Here is a 16076-nt window from a genome sequence, read left to right on the forward strand (position 1 = left end):
TAATCGATTCACTTAAAAAGTTTATTTATTTTTGTTTTTATAAAATTATTTATTGCAAAATATTTGTTTTGCTTCTAACTGACTTTATTCCTACAAATTTATGTCTAACAACAATATAAAACAAAACCCAAAGAACGTTTCCTCTGAGTCTCTAGACTGGAATATTATTCAAAAGGATATGAAGAATAAGTTAGGTGGTGATGTCTATGAAAGCTGGCTTAAAAAAATAAATTTTGTTGAAGAGGTAAACAGCTATGTGTTACTTTCAGTTTCAACTAGATTTATAAGAGACTGGATTACATCTAGATATTTAGATCAAATTTTACAAATTATAAAAGTTTATAAAAAAGATTTAACAAGAATAGAATTTAAAATAGTTGAAAAAAATTCGGTAAGCGAAATCGAAAAAAACATTAATAAAATTGAAAAAAATGAAAATGTTTCTTTTATTAAAGATACATATCTTCAATATAATAGAATAGATCCAAATAAAAGATTTGATAATTTTATTACAGGCACAAGTAATAAATTGGCTTTCGAAGCATCATTGAAAGTTTCAGAAAATATTTCACATTATAATCCGCTTTATATCTATGGCGGTGTTGGTATGGGGAAAACTCATTTGTTAAATTCAATTGGACTTTCATTGAAAGAAAAAAATAAGGTTATGTTTATTTCTGCAGAAAGATTTATGTATCAATTTGTTAAATCTATAAAATCCAATGACATGGTAAAATTTAAAGAATATTTTAGAAATACTGACATATTATTGATAGATGATATTCAATTCATGAATGGCAAGGAAGCAATGCAAGAAGAGTTTTTTCATACATTTAATGCACTGCTTGATAAAGGTTCACAAGTAATAATTTCAGCAGATAGAGCTCCAAATAAACTATCTAGAATCCAAGATAGAATTAAATCACGATTTGCTGGTGGTTTAGTTGTCGATATTCAAAAACCAGATTATGAGCTCAGAAGCAAGATTATTAAACAGAAAACAGAAGAACTTAATGTATTTTATTCTAATCAAATAAATATTTCTGAAGAAATACAAAAATTTATTAGCACAGAGATTACAACAAGTATTAGAGAGTTAGTTGGTGCGATTAATAGAGTTGTCTCTTTTTCAAGAATATATAACAAAGTTCCAAATTTATCAGAAGTTAAAGTTGTTTTGAAGGATTTGCTAAATATGGGTGAAAACAAAGTAACGATTGATTTAATTCAATCGACTGTTTGCAAATTTTTTAAAATAAGTAAAAATGAGATGCTTTCTTCGAGAAGATCAAGATATCTTGTTAGGCCAAGACAGACAGCAATCTATTTAACAAAATTATTAACTTCAAAATCTTTACCAGAAATAGGTAGAGAGTTTTCTAATAGAGATCATACAACAATCATACACTCAGTAAAAACAATCGAAAAATTGAAAGAAAAAGACCCTGAAATGACTAACAATATTAATAACTTAAAAAATCAAATATTGTATACTAAAGAAAATGAAATTTAACGTTAATCAACAAGATTTACAACAAGCTCTAAATTATTGCCAGGGCGTTATAGAAAAAAGAAGCACGCTGCCAATCTTGTCAAATGTTTTGCTAAATGTTAGTAACTCAAATTTAACAATTACAGCAACTGATTTAGATTTAATATTTATTCATCAAATTGACAATGTTGAAGTAATTGAAGAAGGTAATACGACCACAACTTCCTCAATCATGTATGACATTATAAGAAAATTTTCTTCTGGAAAAAAAATTAATCTATCTTTAACAGAAGCTAGTAAGCTTCAAGTTGAGTCAGAAAAATCAGTTTTTAATTTGAACTGTATAAATGCTTCTGAATTCCCTTTAACAGATGAGAATTTCAATCAAAATGAGTTCTCTTTAAAATCAAAACAACTATTAAAATTATTAAATAAATGTAAATTTTCAGTTTCTAACGATGAAACTAGACATTATTTAAGTGGGATTTTTTTTCATCAAACACAAACTGATGATAAGAACTTCTTAACAGCTGCAGCTACTGATAGTCATAGGATGTCTATATCTAAAATAAGATTGAATCAAAAGATAGATTTTGAACCAATAATTCTTCCGAAAAAAACAATTTTTCAATTATGTTCTTTATTAGAAAGTTATGATGGGGATGTTAAAATTTCAAATGTTAAATCTAAAATTAAATTTGAATTAAATAATAGTATTTTAATTTCCAAGTTAATAGATGGTAAATTTCCAAATTATATTCAGGTAATACCTAAAAATAATCAAAAAAAATTAGAATTAGATTTAAAATTATTTTTAGACTCTGTTGATAGAGTGGCTTCAGTTTCATTAGATAAAAAAGATGGTGTAAAATTTAATTTATCAAAAGACGTTTTAAATTTATCAGTTAATAACACTAATAGTGGTGATGGAAAAGAAAGTTTAGCAGTAAAGTTTGATAATGATTTAGAAATTAGTTTTAACTCAAGGTATTTAATGGATGTTGCATCTCAGCTTGATGGAGATAAGATAGAAATTTTTTTCAATGATACTGGCTCTCCAGCGTTGATTAAGGATCCAGGTGACTTTGATAGTATATTTGTTGTGATGCCCATGAAGGGTTAATTTAAACAGTCTAGCTCTGAATAAATAATATTTTCTAATTTTTTTAAGAAAACTTCTTTATTTAATCCAGGCTCAATAGGTTCTAAAATTGAGACAGTTAAAGTAGTATTGATTTTTTTTGAACCTTTTTTTGGCCAGGTATTTCCGGAGTTAATTGCAATTGGCTGACATGAAATTTTAAGCTCTTCATAGATTCTGCTGGAACCTTTTTTAAAAGGTGTTCTCTCATCAGGTAACAATCTAGTTCCCTGCGGAAAAATTATTAAAGGTCTGTCTGATGAATTTATCTGTTTTAATATATCATCAAAGAAACCAAGGTTTTCTTTTGATATTTTATTTCTTCTAATTGATATTGAGCCAATTTTTTTAAGGTACCAGCCAAATATAGGTATCATCAATAGTTCTTTTTTTAAAATAAAAACAGGAGAATTAAAAATTGTTTGTAAAAAAAAAGTTTCAAACATTGATTGATGAGAAGCTGCTATAAAAAATTTTTTATTTTTAATAATATTTTCTTTACCTTTAATAATAATTTTAGTAGATAAAAAAATTTGTAAGCAAAAAGAAGTCCAATAACCCATAATTTTACCACCAAATAAGACTATCTTATTAGGTAAAAAAATTGCTGGAAGGAATATTAATGAAATAAAAATAATGCCAGTAAAAAAAAATATAGAAAATAAAAAGTTTCTTATCATTTTTATCAAAAATTAAATTAGCTCTTCTAATTTTTGTCTTTTTTTAATAACATTAATTTTAGAGCCTTTAACTGATATTTCTGTCGGTTTCGGTCTAAGGTTATAATTTGAACTCAATGACATTCCGTAAGCCCCTACATCACACATTACAACAAGGTCTTTTTCTTTTAATTTTTGAAAATGTTTCAAGGTTGTAAATTTATCAGTGCTTTCACAGATTGGTCCAACAAACTCATAAACTTTTTTTGAAATTTGATTAGTTTTTACTACAGGCAAAGTTTTATGATTAGCACCATATAATGCTGGCCTCATAAGATCGTTCATTGCAGCATCTAATATTATAAAGTTTTTTTTATTACTCTCTTTTATATAAATAACTTTTGAAATGAGTGAACCTATATTGCCTACTATTGATCTGCCTGGTTCAAATATGATTTTACAGTCATTACTTTTTAAAAATTTTTTTATAGCAATATTATATTTTTGGTAATTTAGTTTTTTATTACTTTTTTCATAAGATATACCCATACCACCACCCAGGTCTATAAAATCAAATTTATAATTACTTTTTTTGACAATCCTATCAACTACTTTAAGCATTTTTTCATAGGGTTTATAATCTAAAATTTGACTTCCTATATGAACACTTAAGCATTTAAGATTGATATTTTTTGATAATTTCGAATAATTTACAAGTTCAATAAATGTTTTTTCACTTACACCAAATTTATTTTCTTTTTTACCAGTTGAAATTTGTTTTAGAGTTTTTGCATCTGTATTTGGATTTAATCTAATACCAATATTGACTATTTTTTTTTTAGATTTACTAATTTTTTCAATCTCCCTAATTTCACTTTTAGACTCAGCATTTATTAATAAAATTTTTTTATCAATTGCATATCTAATTTCATTTGATGTTTTTCCAACTCCTGAAAATACAATTTTTTTTGGGTCTATACCAGCCTTAAGTGCCAACATTAATTCTCCCATTGAAACTACATCTGCACCTAATCCAAATTTTTTAATTTCTCTAATCAGGTTGACATTGGTATTAGATTTAATTGCAAAACATATTAATGGTGAAAATGAATTAAAGCTCTTTTTAAAGGTATTTATATTTTCTTTTAATTGCCCATATGAGTAACAGTATGTAGGTGTGCCAAATTTTTTAGCAATATTAGAAAACTTTACTTTTTCAATTGATAGATTTTTATTAATATATTTCATTAAACAGTGAACACTAAGGTATAATTTTTATCCACTTTATATTCAGGATCACCTTTTTTCCCGCATGAGAATAATAAAATACAAAATATAGGAATTAAAAATATTTTTTTTATCATTTTAAACTTTTTTATATTTCAATATCATTTTTTTAATATTATCAAAAGATGTTCCACCATAAGATTTTTTTGAATTTACTGAGTTTTTTACATCAAATATCTTTAATACTTCACTTGTAAGCTTTGGTTCAATTTTTTTTAATTCTTTAATACTTAATTCATTTAATTTTTTATTTTTCTTTTCAGCAAAATTAACAATTATAGCTGTAGTTTGGTAAGCTTTTCTAAAAGGCATTGAGTGATTTTTAACAAGATAATCAGCTAAATCCGTAGCTGTAATATAGCCAGAATTAGCAAGATGTAGCATTTGTTGTTTATTAGGTTTTAAGTTAATTAAAACTTCATTAAGAATTGCAATACAGTTGTTAAGGATTTCATTAGATTTAAATAGTATTTCCTTATCATCTTGTAAATCTTTAAAATATGAGATTGGTAAGCTCTTTAGTATCGTTAACATTGAAAATAAATTTCCATAAGTTGTACCAGTTTTTCCTCTCAGATACTCTAGTAGATCAGGATTTTTCTTTTGAGGCATTATAGAAGATCCTGTTACTACTTTATCCGATAGTGTAATTAAATTAAAACCGTCTGAGTTCCAAATAATTAATTCCTCCGCAATTCTTGAGATGTGCATTGAACAAACAGATGTACTGTACAAAAAGTCTAGAACAAAATCTCTATCGGCAACAGTATCTATTGAGTTATTTGTTGGTTTTTCAAAACCTAATTTTTTTGATGTAAAATTTCTATCAATATTAAAAGAAGTACCAGTTAATGCTGCAACACCGAGAGGACATTCTGATAAATTTTCCAAGTTATATGTAAATCTTTTTTTATCTCTTTGAAACATTTCTACATAAGCCATTAGATAATGTGCAAATGATACAGCTTGAGCGTTTTTTAAATGTGTGAAACCTGGCATTATAGTTTCAATATTTTTTTCAGAAATTTTAAGAATTGTTTTTATGATATTATCTAAGTTTTTATTGATCTCTTTAGTAGCTGATTTTGTCCACATTTTAAAATCTGTGATTACTTGATCATTTCTTGATCTAGCTGTGTGAACATATCCGGCTTCCTCGCCTATGATTTGAAACAATCTTTTTTCAATATTCATATGTATATCTTCATATTTTTTGCTAAATTCAAATTTATTTTTTAAAATTTCTTTTTCAATTTTATTTAGTCCATAAACTATTTTATTTTTAATTTTAAAAGAAATAATTTTTTGCTTAAATAACATCTCCACATGTGCAATTGACCCTAAAATATCTTCTTTAAAAAGCTTTTTATCAATATTTATTGAGCTACCTACTTTTTGAAATAATAAGGAGGCATCTTTTTTTATTCTTGAGCCCCATATTGCTTTATTGTTTTTATTTTTTACCATGATAGTTAATTATACATATTTAGTATGAAATTATTAATAATATTTATTAGCCTAATAATCACAAACTTTTGTTATGCTTTAGAAAAGCCTGACATAAAAAATTTAGTGTTAACTAAAAATCTAAAAGTATATGAGGGCATAATCTTTAAGGATATAAATCAAAAAAACGTCAATTTAGATGATTTTGAAGGTAAATTGATACTATTAAATTTTTGGGCAACTTGGTGTGCTCCATGCCGAGAGGAGATGCCATCTTTAGATAATCTTCAATCAAATAGCAATCTTGATAATTTAAAAATTTTTCCGATAAATATTGGTCAAGAAGATGTATCTAAATCAGAATTTTTTTTTAAAGAATTAAATATTAAAAATTTAAATATTTTTATGGATGCGCCAATTACCTTGGCAAAAAAATTTTCTTTAAGAGGAGTTCCAACAACTATTTTATTTAACAAGCAAGGCAAGGAGTTTGCTAGAATTATGGGCTCTATTGATTTTAATAATGAAGAATTTATTAATTGGTTAAAAGCTTATAATTAATTTTTAAAAAAATAAGCAAAGCAAACCAAAACTATTATAGCAATAAACTGGAAAAGCACTCTTAACTGCATCAGTTTATTTGAATATTTTCTACTAGTTTCTCCACCCTTAAACAAAGTTCCAATTCCAAGAATTAACACAACAGCTACTACTATTAAAAGGACTATGCCTAAAATTTTAACTAATGTTCCAGAAACCATGATATTATTGTAGTATCTTATTTGTATAAAAAAACATAATAAAAACATCTATGACATTTTGTCTAACAACAACAATTATAAAACCAGAAAAAGATATACTAATTAAGCATGCTGTTATTTTGCTTCATGGATATGGTGGAGATGGAAAAGATATTAGTATGTTAACTTTAAATTGGAAAAGATTTCTTCCTAACACTATTTTTTTATGCCCAAATGGACATGAAAAATGTACAATTAATCCAACTGGATACCAGTGGTTTGATCTAACCAGAGACGATCCAGAATATATTCTAGAACAGTCTAAAAAAGCTGAAATAAAGCTTAAAGAGTTTATTGAAGAAGTAAAAAATGAATATGCATTAAAAAATTCACAAATCTGCCTATCTGGCTTTAGTCAAGGATGTATGATGTCCATAAATTTGGGATTAACAAGCAATATAAATTATAATTGTGTTGTTGGTTTTTCAGGAAAAATAATAAATGAGAAAGATATTATAAAAAGAAAAAATTCTTCAACAAAAATGCTTTTAATACACGGGGATAAGGATGAGGTTGTATCACCAACTTTTTTATTAGAGGCTAAGGATTTTTTAATTAGAAATGACATTGAAATAGCGACAAAAATGATCAAAGATTGTGAGCATCATATTCCAATTGAAGCCTCAAGTTTAGCATTAAGTTATATAAAAAATAATTTTCAAATTAGATAAAAATTCTATTTATTGATAAAATAATTTTTTTCAGTTAGAATTTTCAAATGCTTTTGTCAAATCAAAATCTTTCTTTAGAAAAATGTCCTGCATTAGTTTTAAATGCTGACTATAGACCATTAAGTTATTATCCACTGTCTCTATGGAGTTGGCAAGATTCAGTAAAATCTGTTTTTTTAGACAGAGTAACTATAGTTAGTAATTATGATAGAGTTATAAGGAGTCCATCATTTAATATGAAATTACCAAGTGTTATTGCTTTAAAAAGTTTTATCAAACCACAATCCAACCCAAGTTTTACAAGATTTAATGTTTTTTTAAGAGATAAATTTCTATGCCAATATTGTGGGAGTGATCAAGAATTAACGTTCGATCACTTGCTTCCCAGATCAAAAGGAGGACAAACAAATTGGGACAATGTAGTTACTGCATGTTCTTCGTGCAATGTAAAAAAAGGTGGAAGGTTGTTAAAAAATTCAGAAATGACTCTTAATCAAGAACCTTTTCGACCATCGACAGAAGATCTACATAAAAATGGTAAATATTTTCCACCAAATTTTCTTCATAAAAGTTGGATGGACTATTTGTATTGGGATGTTGAGCTAGAGGCTTAGTTATATTTTTTCAGATATATTAATAGCTATTCTTGAGCCAGTTTTAATTATCTTATCTAAAATTAAATATACACCTTCTTTTGTAGCTCCTTCTTGATAAGCTATATCTTTGTGGTGTAATTCATCTTCTCTAAATTTAATAATTTTATCTTTTAATTTTTTTTCATCATTTTTTAGTTCTTTGATTTGGTCAGAATAATGTTTATCAATAACTTCTTCAACTGAGGCGGTACAAAGCATGGCAGCTTTCTTGCCTAATATTGCTGAACCAAATCCTAAACCGACACCAAGCATATCCCACAAATGTAAAAATTTTGTAGGTTTAATATTTCTTTTTTTAATTTCATTTTCAAAATAATCACAGTGTTCTTTTTCATGAATTTTCATTTCTTCAATTTTTTTTTTTAGATTATCATCTTTTACAAACGTATTAAGTGCCAATAGTTGCCCTTCATAAATTTTTATTGCACCACGTTCTCCAGCATGATCTACTCTGATAAATTCTTTTAATTTATTTTTATCTGTTTTTTTCATAATTTAAAAAATGTTTCATAGTTATAACGCATAATACTAAAGAAATAATAATATTTATAGTCGCAAGAGATAAACCAAAAATTTTAAAAGTAATATCTTTACAACTTACGGTTTTCTCTTTTAATTTTTTTAATAATTCTTCAGAATTCAGAATTATCTCTTCTTCGTCTAAATCACAGACTAAAGACTCTTTAATAAAACCTTGTTCAATTCCAAAATGATAGAAAGATATTATTGTAGCAAAAAAAAATATTAAACTAAGAAAAATCAAAGATATTTTCTCAAATTTTTTTAAATAAAAACATAATAAAATAATTATTATTGCAGAGATATAAGGAACCCTTTCAATTAAACATAAATTACAAGGTTGGTGACCCAATATATATTGAATGAAGTAAGCTGAAATAAGCGCAAAAATACTAAAAAATAATATTAGATTTAGAGATTTTTGGTATTTAATTAAAGGCATATTATTTAAATAGTAAATATATTAAACCAAAAATAGCTACAATTAAAATACCAAAAATAGTAAACCATTTTGCTGCCTCGGTTTCCATAAACTTATTAAAACTATCACCAAACTTAAACAAAAGATAAGAAACAATGAAAAACCTCAAACCTCGAGAAATTAAACAAATAAAAACAAATAAAAATAAATTAAAACTAATCATGCCACTAGTAATAGTAAAAACTTTAAATGGTAGAGGTGTAAATCCAGCAAGAAATAATGTGGCTATCCAAATATAGCGACCATCACCAATAGAAAAATTATCTTTTAAATCATCAACTTTATTTTCATAACCATAAAATTCAATAACACGCATTGCTATATCTGAAAAAGACAAACCTATAAAATAACCTAAAAAGCCTCCCAATGTAGAAAATATTGTAGCTATTAAAAAAATTTTTAAGTAATCTTCTTTTTTTGCAATCACCATTGGTGCAATCATGACATCTGGTGGAATAGGAAAAAAAGAACTTTCTACAAAAGACACTATTGCCAAATATGTTTTTGAACTCTTGTGTGCAGCGAGTTTTAAAGATTTTTGATATAAATGTTTAATCATTTTTTCGGTTTTAATATAAATTAAGTTCTTATACTATTTAATTTTATAGTTATAATAGTTAAAACGCAGGGCGAGTGGCGGAACTGGTAGACGCGCACGACTCAAAATCGTGTTTCGCAAGAAGTGAGAGTTCGATTCTCTCTTCGCCCACCAAAATTTATGAAAATAGATAAAATCAATAATTTATTAGAATTGTTTAATCATCAATATGAAAAACAAAACAAAGAAGATGTTTTTTTACAATCATTAAAAAATATTGAGATAAAATATTCATGGAGAGATGTTTATGAAAATATAATGAAATTATCTGAAGAAATATCAAAATATATAATTAAAGGCGATAGGTGCTTATTGATTTCTGAAAATAGACCTGAGTGGATGATTGCAGATCTTTCAATCATGTTATCAAGAGGAACAACAGTTCCTGCTTACACAACATATGTGGAAAGAGATTATGAGTACATTATTGATGATTGTACACCGACAATAATTATTGTTTCAGATAAAATTCAATATGAAAAAGTAAAAAATATTATTCCAAAAAAAAATTTTATAAAAAAGATTATTGTTTTTGAAAAGATAAAAAATTTTGACAATAATTTTATATTAAATACAGAAAATATTTTTAAAAAAGAAAACTATAATAAAAAAAATCTTATGGATTTAAAAATTTATAGAAAAGACATTGCATGTATCATTTATACTTCTGGCACACAAGGAAACCCAAAAGGGGTAATGTTAAGTCATGGAGGAATACTTAATAATTGCGAAGGTTCATATAGCTTATTAAAAAAATTTATTTCGAATAAACCCAAATTTTTAACATGGCTTCCCCTATCTCATTCATATGAACATACAGTTCAATTTGTTCAAATTGTTGTGGCAGCAAAAGTACACTATGCAGAAAGTATAGATAAGTTAGTTAAAAATATGAGAGATTGTTCGCCAGAGATAATGACAGCAGTACCTAGGTTTTATCAAAATCTATATCAAAAAATTAATGCGTCATTTAATAAGGCAACAGGAATTAAAAAAGTGCTCATTAACCAAACAATTAGTTTAGGAAAAAAAAAATTGAATAAGAAAAAATTTTCTTTAATAGAAAATTTAATGAATTTTATTTGTGAAAAATTAGTAAGAAAAAAAATTAAAAATCAATTTGGTGGAAAGTTAAAAGCATTTGTTTCTGGTGGTGGTGCTCTTGATCAAGAAGTAGGATTATTTTTAAATGCTATTGGACTACCAACACTTCAAGGATATGGACTAACAGAAACATCACCAGTTGTAAGCTGCAACCCTATAGACGATATTAGAGTTGAGACGGTAGGACCTCCATTTAAAGGAAATTCAGTTAGAATCGCTGAAGACGGAGAAATAATTGTTAAGGGAGAAAATGTAATGATGGGCTATTGGAAAAAAGAAAAAGAAACCAATGAAGTTTTAAAAGATGGCTGGTTGTATACTGGTGACGTCGGAGAATTTGATGGAGAATTTTTAAAGATAACAGATAGAAAAAAAGATATAATTATTACGCCTGGCGGTGACAATATTTCACCAATTAAAATTGAAAATGATTTGAATAAATCTAATTACATTGAACAAAGTTTAGTTTATGGTGATAATAAACAATACTTAATTTGTTTAATTGTTTTGAGTGGAGAGTACAAAAATACTTCAGAAGAAAAAATTCAAATAGAAATAGAAAAAATAAATAAAAGTTTATCTCAAATAGAAAAAATAAAAAAATTTTTAATAATTAAAGATCAATTTACAATTGAAAACGGTTTTATGACTCCGACTTTAAAATTAAAAAGGTATAAAATTATAAATAATTATAAAACAGAAATAGAAAAACTTTATTAATTCATGCCATTAAAAATAGATTATTAATCGCATAAACTCTAACTTTTTTACTTACAAAAAAAAATTATTAAAAAAAAATTATTAAAAAAATTATTAAAAAAATGTTGTTTAATTAAAGAATTGACATCACTTGTATAAAAAAATAAAAATAAGTTAATAACGAATCACTTTGATTCGTTTAACTTAAACAGGGAGCTAAAGATGGCTACAAGAAAAAAAGCTAAAAAAGCTAAAAAGAAAACTAAGAAAAAAGCTAAAAAAGCTAAAAAAGCGAAGAAAAGAAAAAGATAGTATCTTAATCTTTTCAAAAAACGCTTCTCATAACTATATGTGTGAGAGGCGTTTTTTTTTATATTAAATTTTAATCTTCTGTATCAGAGGTTGGTTCCACGTCAGTTTCTTCCGGCGTTATAACCTTAGGGGTTGTTATAGGCACTGCCGTTTTAGATTGACCTTCCAGGTTCCTTTTAAGGGCTTTATCTAATTTTTTTTGTGTGTCTTCTAAGGACACACCAATTACTATTTTAAATTCTGATAAAATTCTTTCATAAGCTTTTTCAAAGAGTTGTCTTTCACTATAAGATTGATCAACCATTAGATCATCTCCTTTGTTCAAATCTCTTACAACTTCTGCAAGTTCATAAATTTTACCAGAAGAAATTTTTGCTTCATACTCTTGTGCTCTTCTGCTCCACATTGATCTTTTTATTTTTGGTTTACTTTTTAAAATAGCGATACATTTATTCACCTGGTTAATGGTTGCAAGAGGTCTCAGGTGAGATTGCTTGTTAACTGGAACCATTCCATTAGCTTTATCTTTTTCAAACTTAAGAACATATGTTTCAACATCTATGCCACCAATATTAATTTTTTTAAATTCAATAATTTGTCCAATACCATGTTTTGGATAAACAACATAATCTTTTACCTTGTATTCTTTTTTTTCCGTTTCTTGTTTTTTTACTTTTTTAATCTCAGGTTTAATTTCATTACTTTTTGAAATTCTTAAATTATCAGTTTTAATCTCTGATTTCTGATTAACAGGTTTTGTAGTAACTGCTTTTAAATTCTTTTTAGTTTTTATTGGATGGTTTTTTTTTACTTTAATAGATTTTGTAGAAATAGATTTTTTAACTTTTTTTATCTTTGGTTTTTTTAAAGTCTTTATAACGACTTTTTTTTTTACTTTTTTCACTGAAGTTTTTTTAAAGATTTTCGCTAAAATATTTGTCGTACTTGTTTTCTTCATTTTTATACTTTTCATGATCCTCTGGAGGATCTTTTTTAACAGTTATGTTTGGCCAAATTTCAGAATATTTTGTATTCACTTCAAGCCATTTTTCGCTTCCAGATTCTGTATCTGCTACTATTGCATCAACAGGGCATTCTGGCTCACAAACGCCACAATCTATACACTCGTCTGGTTTAATTACAAGCATATTTTTACCCTCATAGAAGCAATCGACTGGACAAACTTCAACACAGTCCATCATTTTACATTTAATACATTTGTCATTTACAAGGTAGGTCATTTGTTTAATTCTTGTTTTATTTTTTTTTTTAAGTCACCCATTATTTTAGCATCTATATATAATAAACCAGCAAGCCTCCTCATTAAGTTTGTCTCATACATATCTGCATTATCATCTGAATAAATGATTTTCCATAGAGATTCAATAATTCTAATTTTATCTGATTCAGGAGCATTCTTAACCTCTCTTGTGAAATTTAGTATTTGGTTTGAATTTTCTTCAATAATTGACGCATCTGAAATTAATTTATCTATATTTGAACTTTCTGCACCCAATTCAATTAAAGTTTTTTTTATAATCTCTTTTTCTTTATCTTCATAATTTTCATCAATTTTTGCCACATGAATTAATAAAGCTGCAATATTAGAATAAGATTTGTCATCAGTTATGTTATCTTTCTGTTTATTTTTAAAAAAGTTGATCATTAATTAAAATTTAAATTTTTTAATATCTTAAATGGATTGTTTAAAGGAGTTGTTTTTTTAAAAGTTTTTTTAATTTGTTTTTTTGGACTATATTTAAAATAAATATTATTATCTTTTTCAAGTGTTTTGTAATTCATTTTTTCAATCAATTTTTTAAAATTTTCTTTACTGCATCCTAATAAATTTAGCATTTCAGGAATTAGTTTAATTTCTTTACCTTTTTCAGAGTCGGAGTTTATGATTTGTACAAATAACCTTTCTAGAATGTCTATTCTAACAAAATAGTTATCAAAACTTTCAAAACCACAAAGAAGCATAAAGTTTTTATTTTTTATATTTTTATTATCTAAAAAATTTAAGCCAAAAGTAGGAGGAGTTAAATTAAAGTTTATTTGATTAAAATTTTTCCATAGTAAAGTTCTTAAGGAAACAGCTTCAGGTTTTAATAATCTAAATAAAAAAACATGATACCTACCAAATTTTACTCCTAAATCTCTCAAAATTTTTCTCTCATCTTGACCAAGTTTCTTTAAATAATCAGCTACTACTTCTCTTTTAATTACACCATTGTTTTCATATAATTGATAAGCTAAAGCTTTAATTGATGAGTTGCTTTCTTTTAAATCTTTTAAATCGATTAAACTTTTTAATACTAGGTTTATTTTTTCTTTAATCCATTTTTCAATAAATTCTGATAATTTTTGTTTATCCTCATTTTCTAAAATATCATCTACTATTAAAAATATATCAGGGCTTAAGTAATCCTTACCGGGAATTAATTTAGCAATCGAAAAATTTTTCCAATAAATTTTAAAATCATTTTTTATTTCTATTAGCTTTGTATCTATAATGGATTGAATTCTTTTTTTTAGTTCAGGACCTACTGTTTGTCTTGCTGTTTTTTTTAATGACTTAATATCGTTGTCGAGTGCACCAGTTTTTAAGTCCATTTCAAACCTCAAACCTTTTAAGTTTCCAATAAATTGATCATCAATTATTACTTTGTCATCTTCCATTATTTCAGTTTTGAATTCCATATCTTGTTTCAATCCTCTTGCAAGCACACTGGCTCTTTTGTCAATGAATGTTTTGGTAAGTTCTTCATGTAGTCTATCAGATAACCTATCCTCTAATAATTTCGTTTTTTCAATCCAATAACTTTGGTTTTCAACCCAATTAATTTTATTTGAAACATATGACCAAGTTCTAACATTTGCAATTCTATTTGATAAAGAATCAACATTTCCTTCTAATTTATCTAACTTTACTAACTGCAATCTCATATAATCACTAGAAATTTTACATTCTTGACCATTTAAAAAGCTAAAAACTTTACTAACTACTTCAAGATGGTTACCATAAGTTTTTTTTACAAAATCAGGTATTTGACAACATTCCCAAAGTAATTCTAATGTTTCTTGATTATTTTTAATATTGTGACTCTCCATGTCTTTTAAAAAATATTTTAAAAGTTTTTCATCACCACACTCATGTATTTTTCTCAACCAATTTCTATTAGGTTTTTCTTCAAGTGATTTAATTAAGCTTAAAGCATTATTAAAATTTAAATTAGAATTTCTCCAAAAAAGCATTTGAATTTCTTCAAATTTGTGATTTTCAAGTAGTTCAACTTCATCTGCAGAAATTTCTTTACAATCACCAGTAATTCCAAAATTTCCATCATTTAAATACCTACCAGCTCTTCCAGCAATTTGTGCAATTTCAGACATGTTAAGACGTCTTAATTTTCTTCCATCAAATTTTTTTAAGTTTGAAAAAAAAACATTTTCTAAATCCATGTTAATTCCCATTCCAATTGCATCAGTTGCAACAAGAAAATCTACATCTCCAGACTGATATAATTGAACTTGAGCGTTTCTTGTTTTCGGACTTAAAGAGCCCATGACAATAGCTGCCCCACCTTTTTGTCTTCTAACAAGTTCTGCAATCGCATAAACTTCTTCAGTTGAAAAAGCTATTATTGCTGTTTTTCTATTTATTCTTGAAATTTTTTTATGCCCCACATATGAAAGTTTAGAAAGTCTTTCTCTGTTTATGAATTCAGTATCTTCGTCAAGTTTGTCTATTATATTTTTAATAGTGTTCGACCCCATTAGCATTGTTAGTTTTTGTCCACGAAGGTTTAATAATCTATCAGTAAAAATATGTCCTCTTTCATGATCTGCACACATTTGTATTTCGTCTATCCCAACAAAATCTAAATTTTTATTAATTGGCATAGACTCAACAGTACAAAGAAAATATTTTGCATTTGTAGGAATTATTTTTTCTTCACCGGTAATTAAAGCAACTCTATCTATACTTATTTTTTTAATAATTTTATCGTACACTTCTCGCGCAAGAAGTCTTAGAGGAAAACCGATCATCCCCGAGTCAAAAGAAAGCATAGTTTCAATTGCCAGGTAGGTTTTTCCAGTATTTGTTGGCCCCAGAACAGCTGTGATTTTGTTTTTAGACATTTCTATTTATGGTACCTTTAATTTTTACCCCACTATATGTTGTTGCTCATAAAGAACAAAAATAG

17 protein-coding genes and 1 tRNA gene are annotated in these 16076 nt (G+C 26.3%); 7 read left to right on the forward strand and 11 right to left on the reverse strand.

All coding sequences use genetic code 11. The annotated features are described in order from the left end of the window. Window positions 1–100: 100 nt before the first annotated feature. Together dnaA and dnaN are read left to right on the forward strand one after the other, a co-directional pair. On the forward strand, window positions 101–1513 hold the full coding sequence (gene dnaA, locus ABXT56_RS00005; RefSeq protein ID WP_415300091.1) for a chromosomal replication initiator protein DnaA: 1413 nt from the start codon (window positions 101–103) through the stop codon (window positions 1511–1513). Next, the gene (gene dnaN, locus ABXT56_RS00010; RefSeq protein ID WP_415300093.1) at window positions 1503–2615 is read left to right on the forward strand and encodes a DNA polymerase III subunit beta; all 1113 of its coding nucleotides are present in this window, start codon (window positions 1503–1505) and stop codon (window positions 2613–2615) included. The genes dnaA and dnaN overlap by 11 nt, the downstream gene beginning before the upstream one ends. Here dnaN and ABXT56_RS00015 read toward each other — a convergent pair. The 3 genes from ABXT56_RS00015 to argH all read right to left on the reverse strand — a co-directional run bounded on the left by ABXT56_RS00015 (window position 2612) and on the right by argH (window position 6046). After that, complete coding sequence (locus ABXT56_RS00015) at window positions 2612–3313, reverse strand: lysophospholipid acyltransferase family protein (RefSeq protein WP_415300095.1); 702 nt, start codon at window positions 3311–3313, stop codon at window positions 2612–2614. The genes dnaN and ABXT56_RS00015 overlap by 4 nt on opposite strands. 12 nt (window positions 3314–3325) lie before the next feature. Then, the gene (gene lysA, locus ABXT56_RS00020) at window positions 3326–4540 is read right to left on the reverse strand and encodes a diaminopimelate decarboxylase (protein ID WP_415300097.1); all 1215 of its coding nucleotides are present in this window, start codon (window positions 4538–4540) and stop codon (window positions 3326–3328) included. Between the two features lie 117 nt (window positions 4541–4657). After that, window positions 4658–6046 carry an argininosuccinate lyase gene (argH, locus tag ABXT56_RS00025; protein WP_415300099.1) on the reverse strand — a complete coding sequence of 463 codons (1389 nt, stop codon included), beginning with the start codon at window positions 6044–6046 and terminating at the stop codon, window positions 4658–4660. Between the two features lie 24 nt (window positions 6047–6070). Here argH and ABXT56_RS00030 point away from each other — a divergent pair, with 24 nt between their 5' ends. Then, the gene (locus ABXT56_RS00030) at window positions 6071–6586 is read left to right on the forward strand and encodes a TlpA family protein disulfide reductase (protein WP_415300101.1); all 516 of its coding nucleotides are present in this window, start codon (window positions 6071–6073) and stop codon (window positions 6584–6586) included. Here ABXT56_RS00030 and ABXT56_RS00035 read toward each other — a convergent pair. Continuing rightward, the gene (locus tag ABXT56_RS00035; protein ID WP_415300104.1) at window positions 6583–6786 is read right to left on the reverse strand and encodes a twin transmembrane helix small protein; all 204 of its coding nucleotides are present in this window, start codon (window positions 6784–6786) and stop codon (window positions 6583–6585) included. The two genes, ABXT56_RS00030 and ABXT56_RS00035, sit on opposite strands and share 4 nt — an antisense overlap. A gap of 50 nt (window positions 6787–6836) precedes the next feature. Between ABXT56_RS00035 and ABXT56_RS00040 the strand changes: the two genes are divergently transcribed. Next, the gene (locus ABXT56_RS00040) at window positions 6837–7496 is read left to right on the forward strand and encodes an alpha/beta hydrolase (RefSeq protein WP_415300106.1); all 660 of its coding nucleotides are present in this window, start codon (window positions 6837–6839) and stop codon (window positions 7494–7496) included. A gap of 47 nt (window positions 7497–7543) precedes the next feature. Continuing rightward, window positions 7544–8110, forward strand: a complete 567-nt coding sequence (locus tag ABXT56_RS00045) for an HNH endonuclease (protein ID WP_415300108.1) — start codon at window positions 7544–7546, stop codon at window positions 8108–8110. On the opposite strand, the gene ABXT56_RS00050 is transcribed toward ABXT56_RS00045, so the two are convergent. From ABXT56_RS00050 to ABXT56_RS00060, 3 genes are read right to left on the reverse strand one after another with little or no spacing between them, the layout of a single operon-like run. Next, window positions 8111–8644, reverse strand: coding sequence for a demethoxyubiquinone hydroxylase family protein (locus tag ABXT56_RS00050; RefSeq protein ID WP_415300110.1), 534 nt, complete (start codon window positions 8642–8644; stop codon window positions 8111–8113). Then, a complete protein-coding gene (locus ABXT56_RS00055; protein ID WP_415300112.1) occupies window positions 8628–9113 on the reverse strand; it encodes a disulfide bond formation protein B in 486 nt (161 codons plus the stop codon). Before ABXT56_RS00055 ends, ABXT56_RS00050 begins: the two co-directional genes overlap by 17 nt. Window position 9114: 1 nt before the next feature. After that, window positions 9115–9711, reverse strand: a complete 597-nt coding sequence (locus tag ABXT56_RS00060; protein WP_415300113.1) for a YqaA family protein — start codon at window positions 9709–9711, stop codon at window positions 9115–9117. Window positions 9712–9779: 68 nt separating this feature from the next. On the opposite strand from ABXT56_RS00060, the gene ABXT56_RS00065 reads away from it, so the two are divergent. Together ABXT56_RS00065 and ABXT56_RS00070 are read left to right on the forward strand one after the other, a co-directional pair. Continuing rightward, window positions 9780–9864: transfer RNA gene (locus tag ABXT56_RS00065), tRNA-Leu, on the forward strand. 6 nt (window positions 9865–9870) lie between these two features. Continuing rightward, on the forward strand, window positions 9871–11574 hold the full coding sequence (locus ABXT56_RS00070; protein ID WP_415300115.1) for an AMP-dependent synthetase/ligase: 1704 nt from the start codon (window positions 9871–9873) through the stop codon (window positions 11572–11574). A 361-nt stretch (window positions 11575–11935) separates the two neighbouring features. Here the strand turns inward: ABXT56_RS00070 and ABXT56_RS00075 are convergent, their stop codons facing one another. From ABXT56_RS00075 to ABXT56_RS00090, 4 genes are read right to left on the reverse strand one after another with little or no spacing between them, the layout of a single operon-like run. Continuing rightward, on the reverse strand, window positions 11936–12838 hold the full coding sequence (locus ABXT56_RS00075) for a CarD family transcriptional regulator (RefSeq protein WP_415300117.1): 903 nt from the start codon (window positions 12836–12838) through the stop codon (window positions 11936–11938). Then, window positions 12780–13106: a ferredoxin FdxA gene (gene fdxA / locus ABXT56_RS00080; protein WP_415300118.1), complete on the reverse strand. Its 327-nt coding sequence runs from the start codon at window positions 13104–13106 to the stop codon at window positions 12780–12782. Before fdxA ends, ABXT56_RS00075 begins: the two co-directional genes overlap by 59 nt. Beyond that, the gene (locus tag ABXT56_RS00085) at window positions 13103–13531 is read right to left on the reverse strand and encodes a TerB family tellurite resistance protein (RefSeq protein ID WP_415300120.1); all 429 of its coding nucleotides are present in this window, start codon (window positions 13529–13531) and stop codon (window positions 13103–13105) included. Before ABXT56_RS00085 ends, fdxA begins: the two co-directional genes overlap by 4 nt. Continuing rightward, complete coding sequence (locus ABXT56_RS00090) at window positions 13531–16011, reverse strand: helicase-related protein (protein WP_415300121.1); 2481 nt, start codon at window positions 16009–16011, stop codon at window positions 13531–13533. Before ABXT56_RS00090 ends, ABXT56_RS00085 begins: the two co-directional genes overlap by 1 nt. Between the last annotated feature and the right edge of the window lie 65 nt (window positions 16012–16076).

The sequence above is a fragment of the Candidatus Pelagibacter sp. Uisw_134_02 genome, from assembly GCF_047720265.1.
Lineage (GTDB): Bacteria > Pseudomonadota > Alphaproteobacteria > Pelagibacterales > Pelagibacteraceae > Pelagibacter.

Bases quoted from the DNA above. Each gene is read 5' to 3' on its own strand.
- dnaA (WP_415300091.1), top strand. From the start codon at position 101: ATGTCTAACAACAATATAAAACAAAACCCAAAGAACGTTTCCTCTGAG.
- dnaN (WP_415300093.1), top strand. From the start codon at position 1,503: ATGAAATTTAACGTTAATCAACAAGATTTACAACAAGCTCTAAATTAT.
- ABXT56_RS00015 (WP_415300095.1), bottom strand. From the start codon at position 3,313: ATGATAAGAAACTTTTTATTTTCTATATTTTTTTTTACTGGCATTATT.
- lysA (WP_415300097.1), bottom strand. From the start codon at position 4,540: ATGAAATATATTAATAAAAATCTATCAATTGAAAAAGTAAAGTTTTCT.
- argH (WP_415300099.1), bottom strand. From the start codon at position 6,046: ATGGTAAAAAATAAAAACAATAAAGCAATATGGGGCTCAAGAATAAAA.
- ABXT56_RS00030 (WP_415300101.1), top strand. From the start codon at position 6,071: ATGAAATTATTAATAATATTTATTAGCCTAATAATCACAAACTTTTGT.
- ABXT56_RS00035 (WP_415300104.1), bottom strand. From the start codon at position 6,786: ATGGTTTCTGGAACATTAGTTAAAATTTTAGGCATAGTCCTTTTAATA.
- ABXT56_RS00040 (WP_415300106.1), top strand. From the start codon at position 6,837: ATGACATTTTGTCTAACAACAACAATTATAAAACCAGAAAAAGATATA.
- ABXT56_RS00045 (WP_415300108.1), top strand. From the start codon at position 7,544: ATGCTTTTGTCAAATCAAAATCTTTCTTTAGAAAAATGTCCTGCATTA.
- ABXT56_RS00050 (WP_415300110.1), bottom strand. From the start codon at position 8,644: ATGAAAAAAACAGATAAAAATAAATTAAAAGAATTTATCAGAGTAGAT.
- ABXT56_RS00055 (WP_415300112.1), bottom strand. From the start codon at position 9,113: ATGCCTTTAATTAAATACCAAAAATCTCTAAATCTAATATTATTTTTT.
- ABXT56_RS00060 (WP_415300113.1), bottom strand. From the start codon at position 9,711: ATGATTAAACATTTATATCAAAAATCTTTAAAACTCGCTGCACACAAG.
- ABXT56_RS00070 (WP_415300115.1), top strand. From the start codon at position 9,871: ATGAAAATAGATAAAATCAATAATTTATTAGAATTGTTTAATCATCAA.
- ABXT56_RS00075 (WP_415300117.1), bottom strand. From the start codon at position 12,838: ATGAAAAGTATAAAAATGAAGAAAACAAGTACGACAAATATTTTAGCG.
- fdxA (WP_415300118.1), bottom strand. From the start codon at position 13,106: ATGACCTACCTTGTAAATGACAAATGTATTAAATGTAAAATGATGGAC.
- ABXT56_RS00085 (WP_415300120.1), bottom strand. From the start codon at position 13,531: ATGATCAACTTTTTTAAAAATAAACAGAAAGATAACATAACTGATGAC.
- ABXT56_RS00090 (WP_415300121.1), bottom strand. From the start codon at position 16,011: ATGTCTAAAAACAAAATCACAGCTGTTCTGGGGCCAACAAATACTGGA.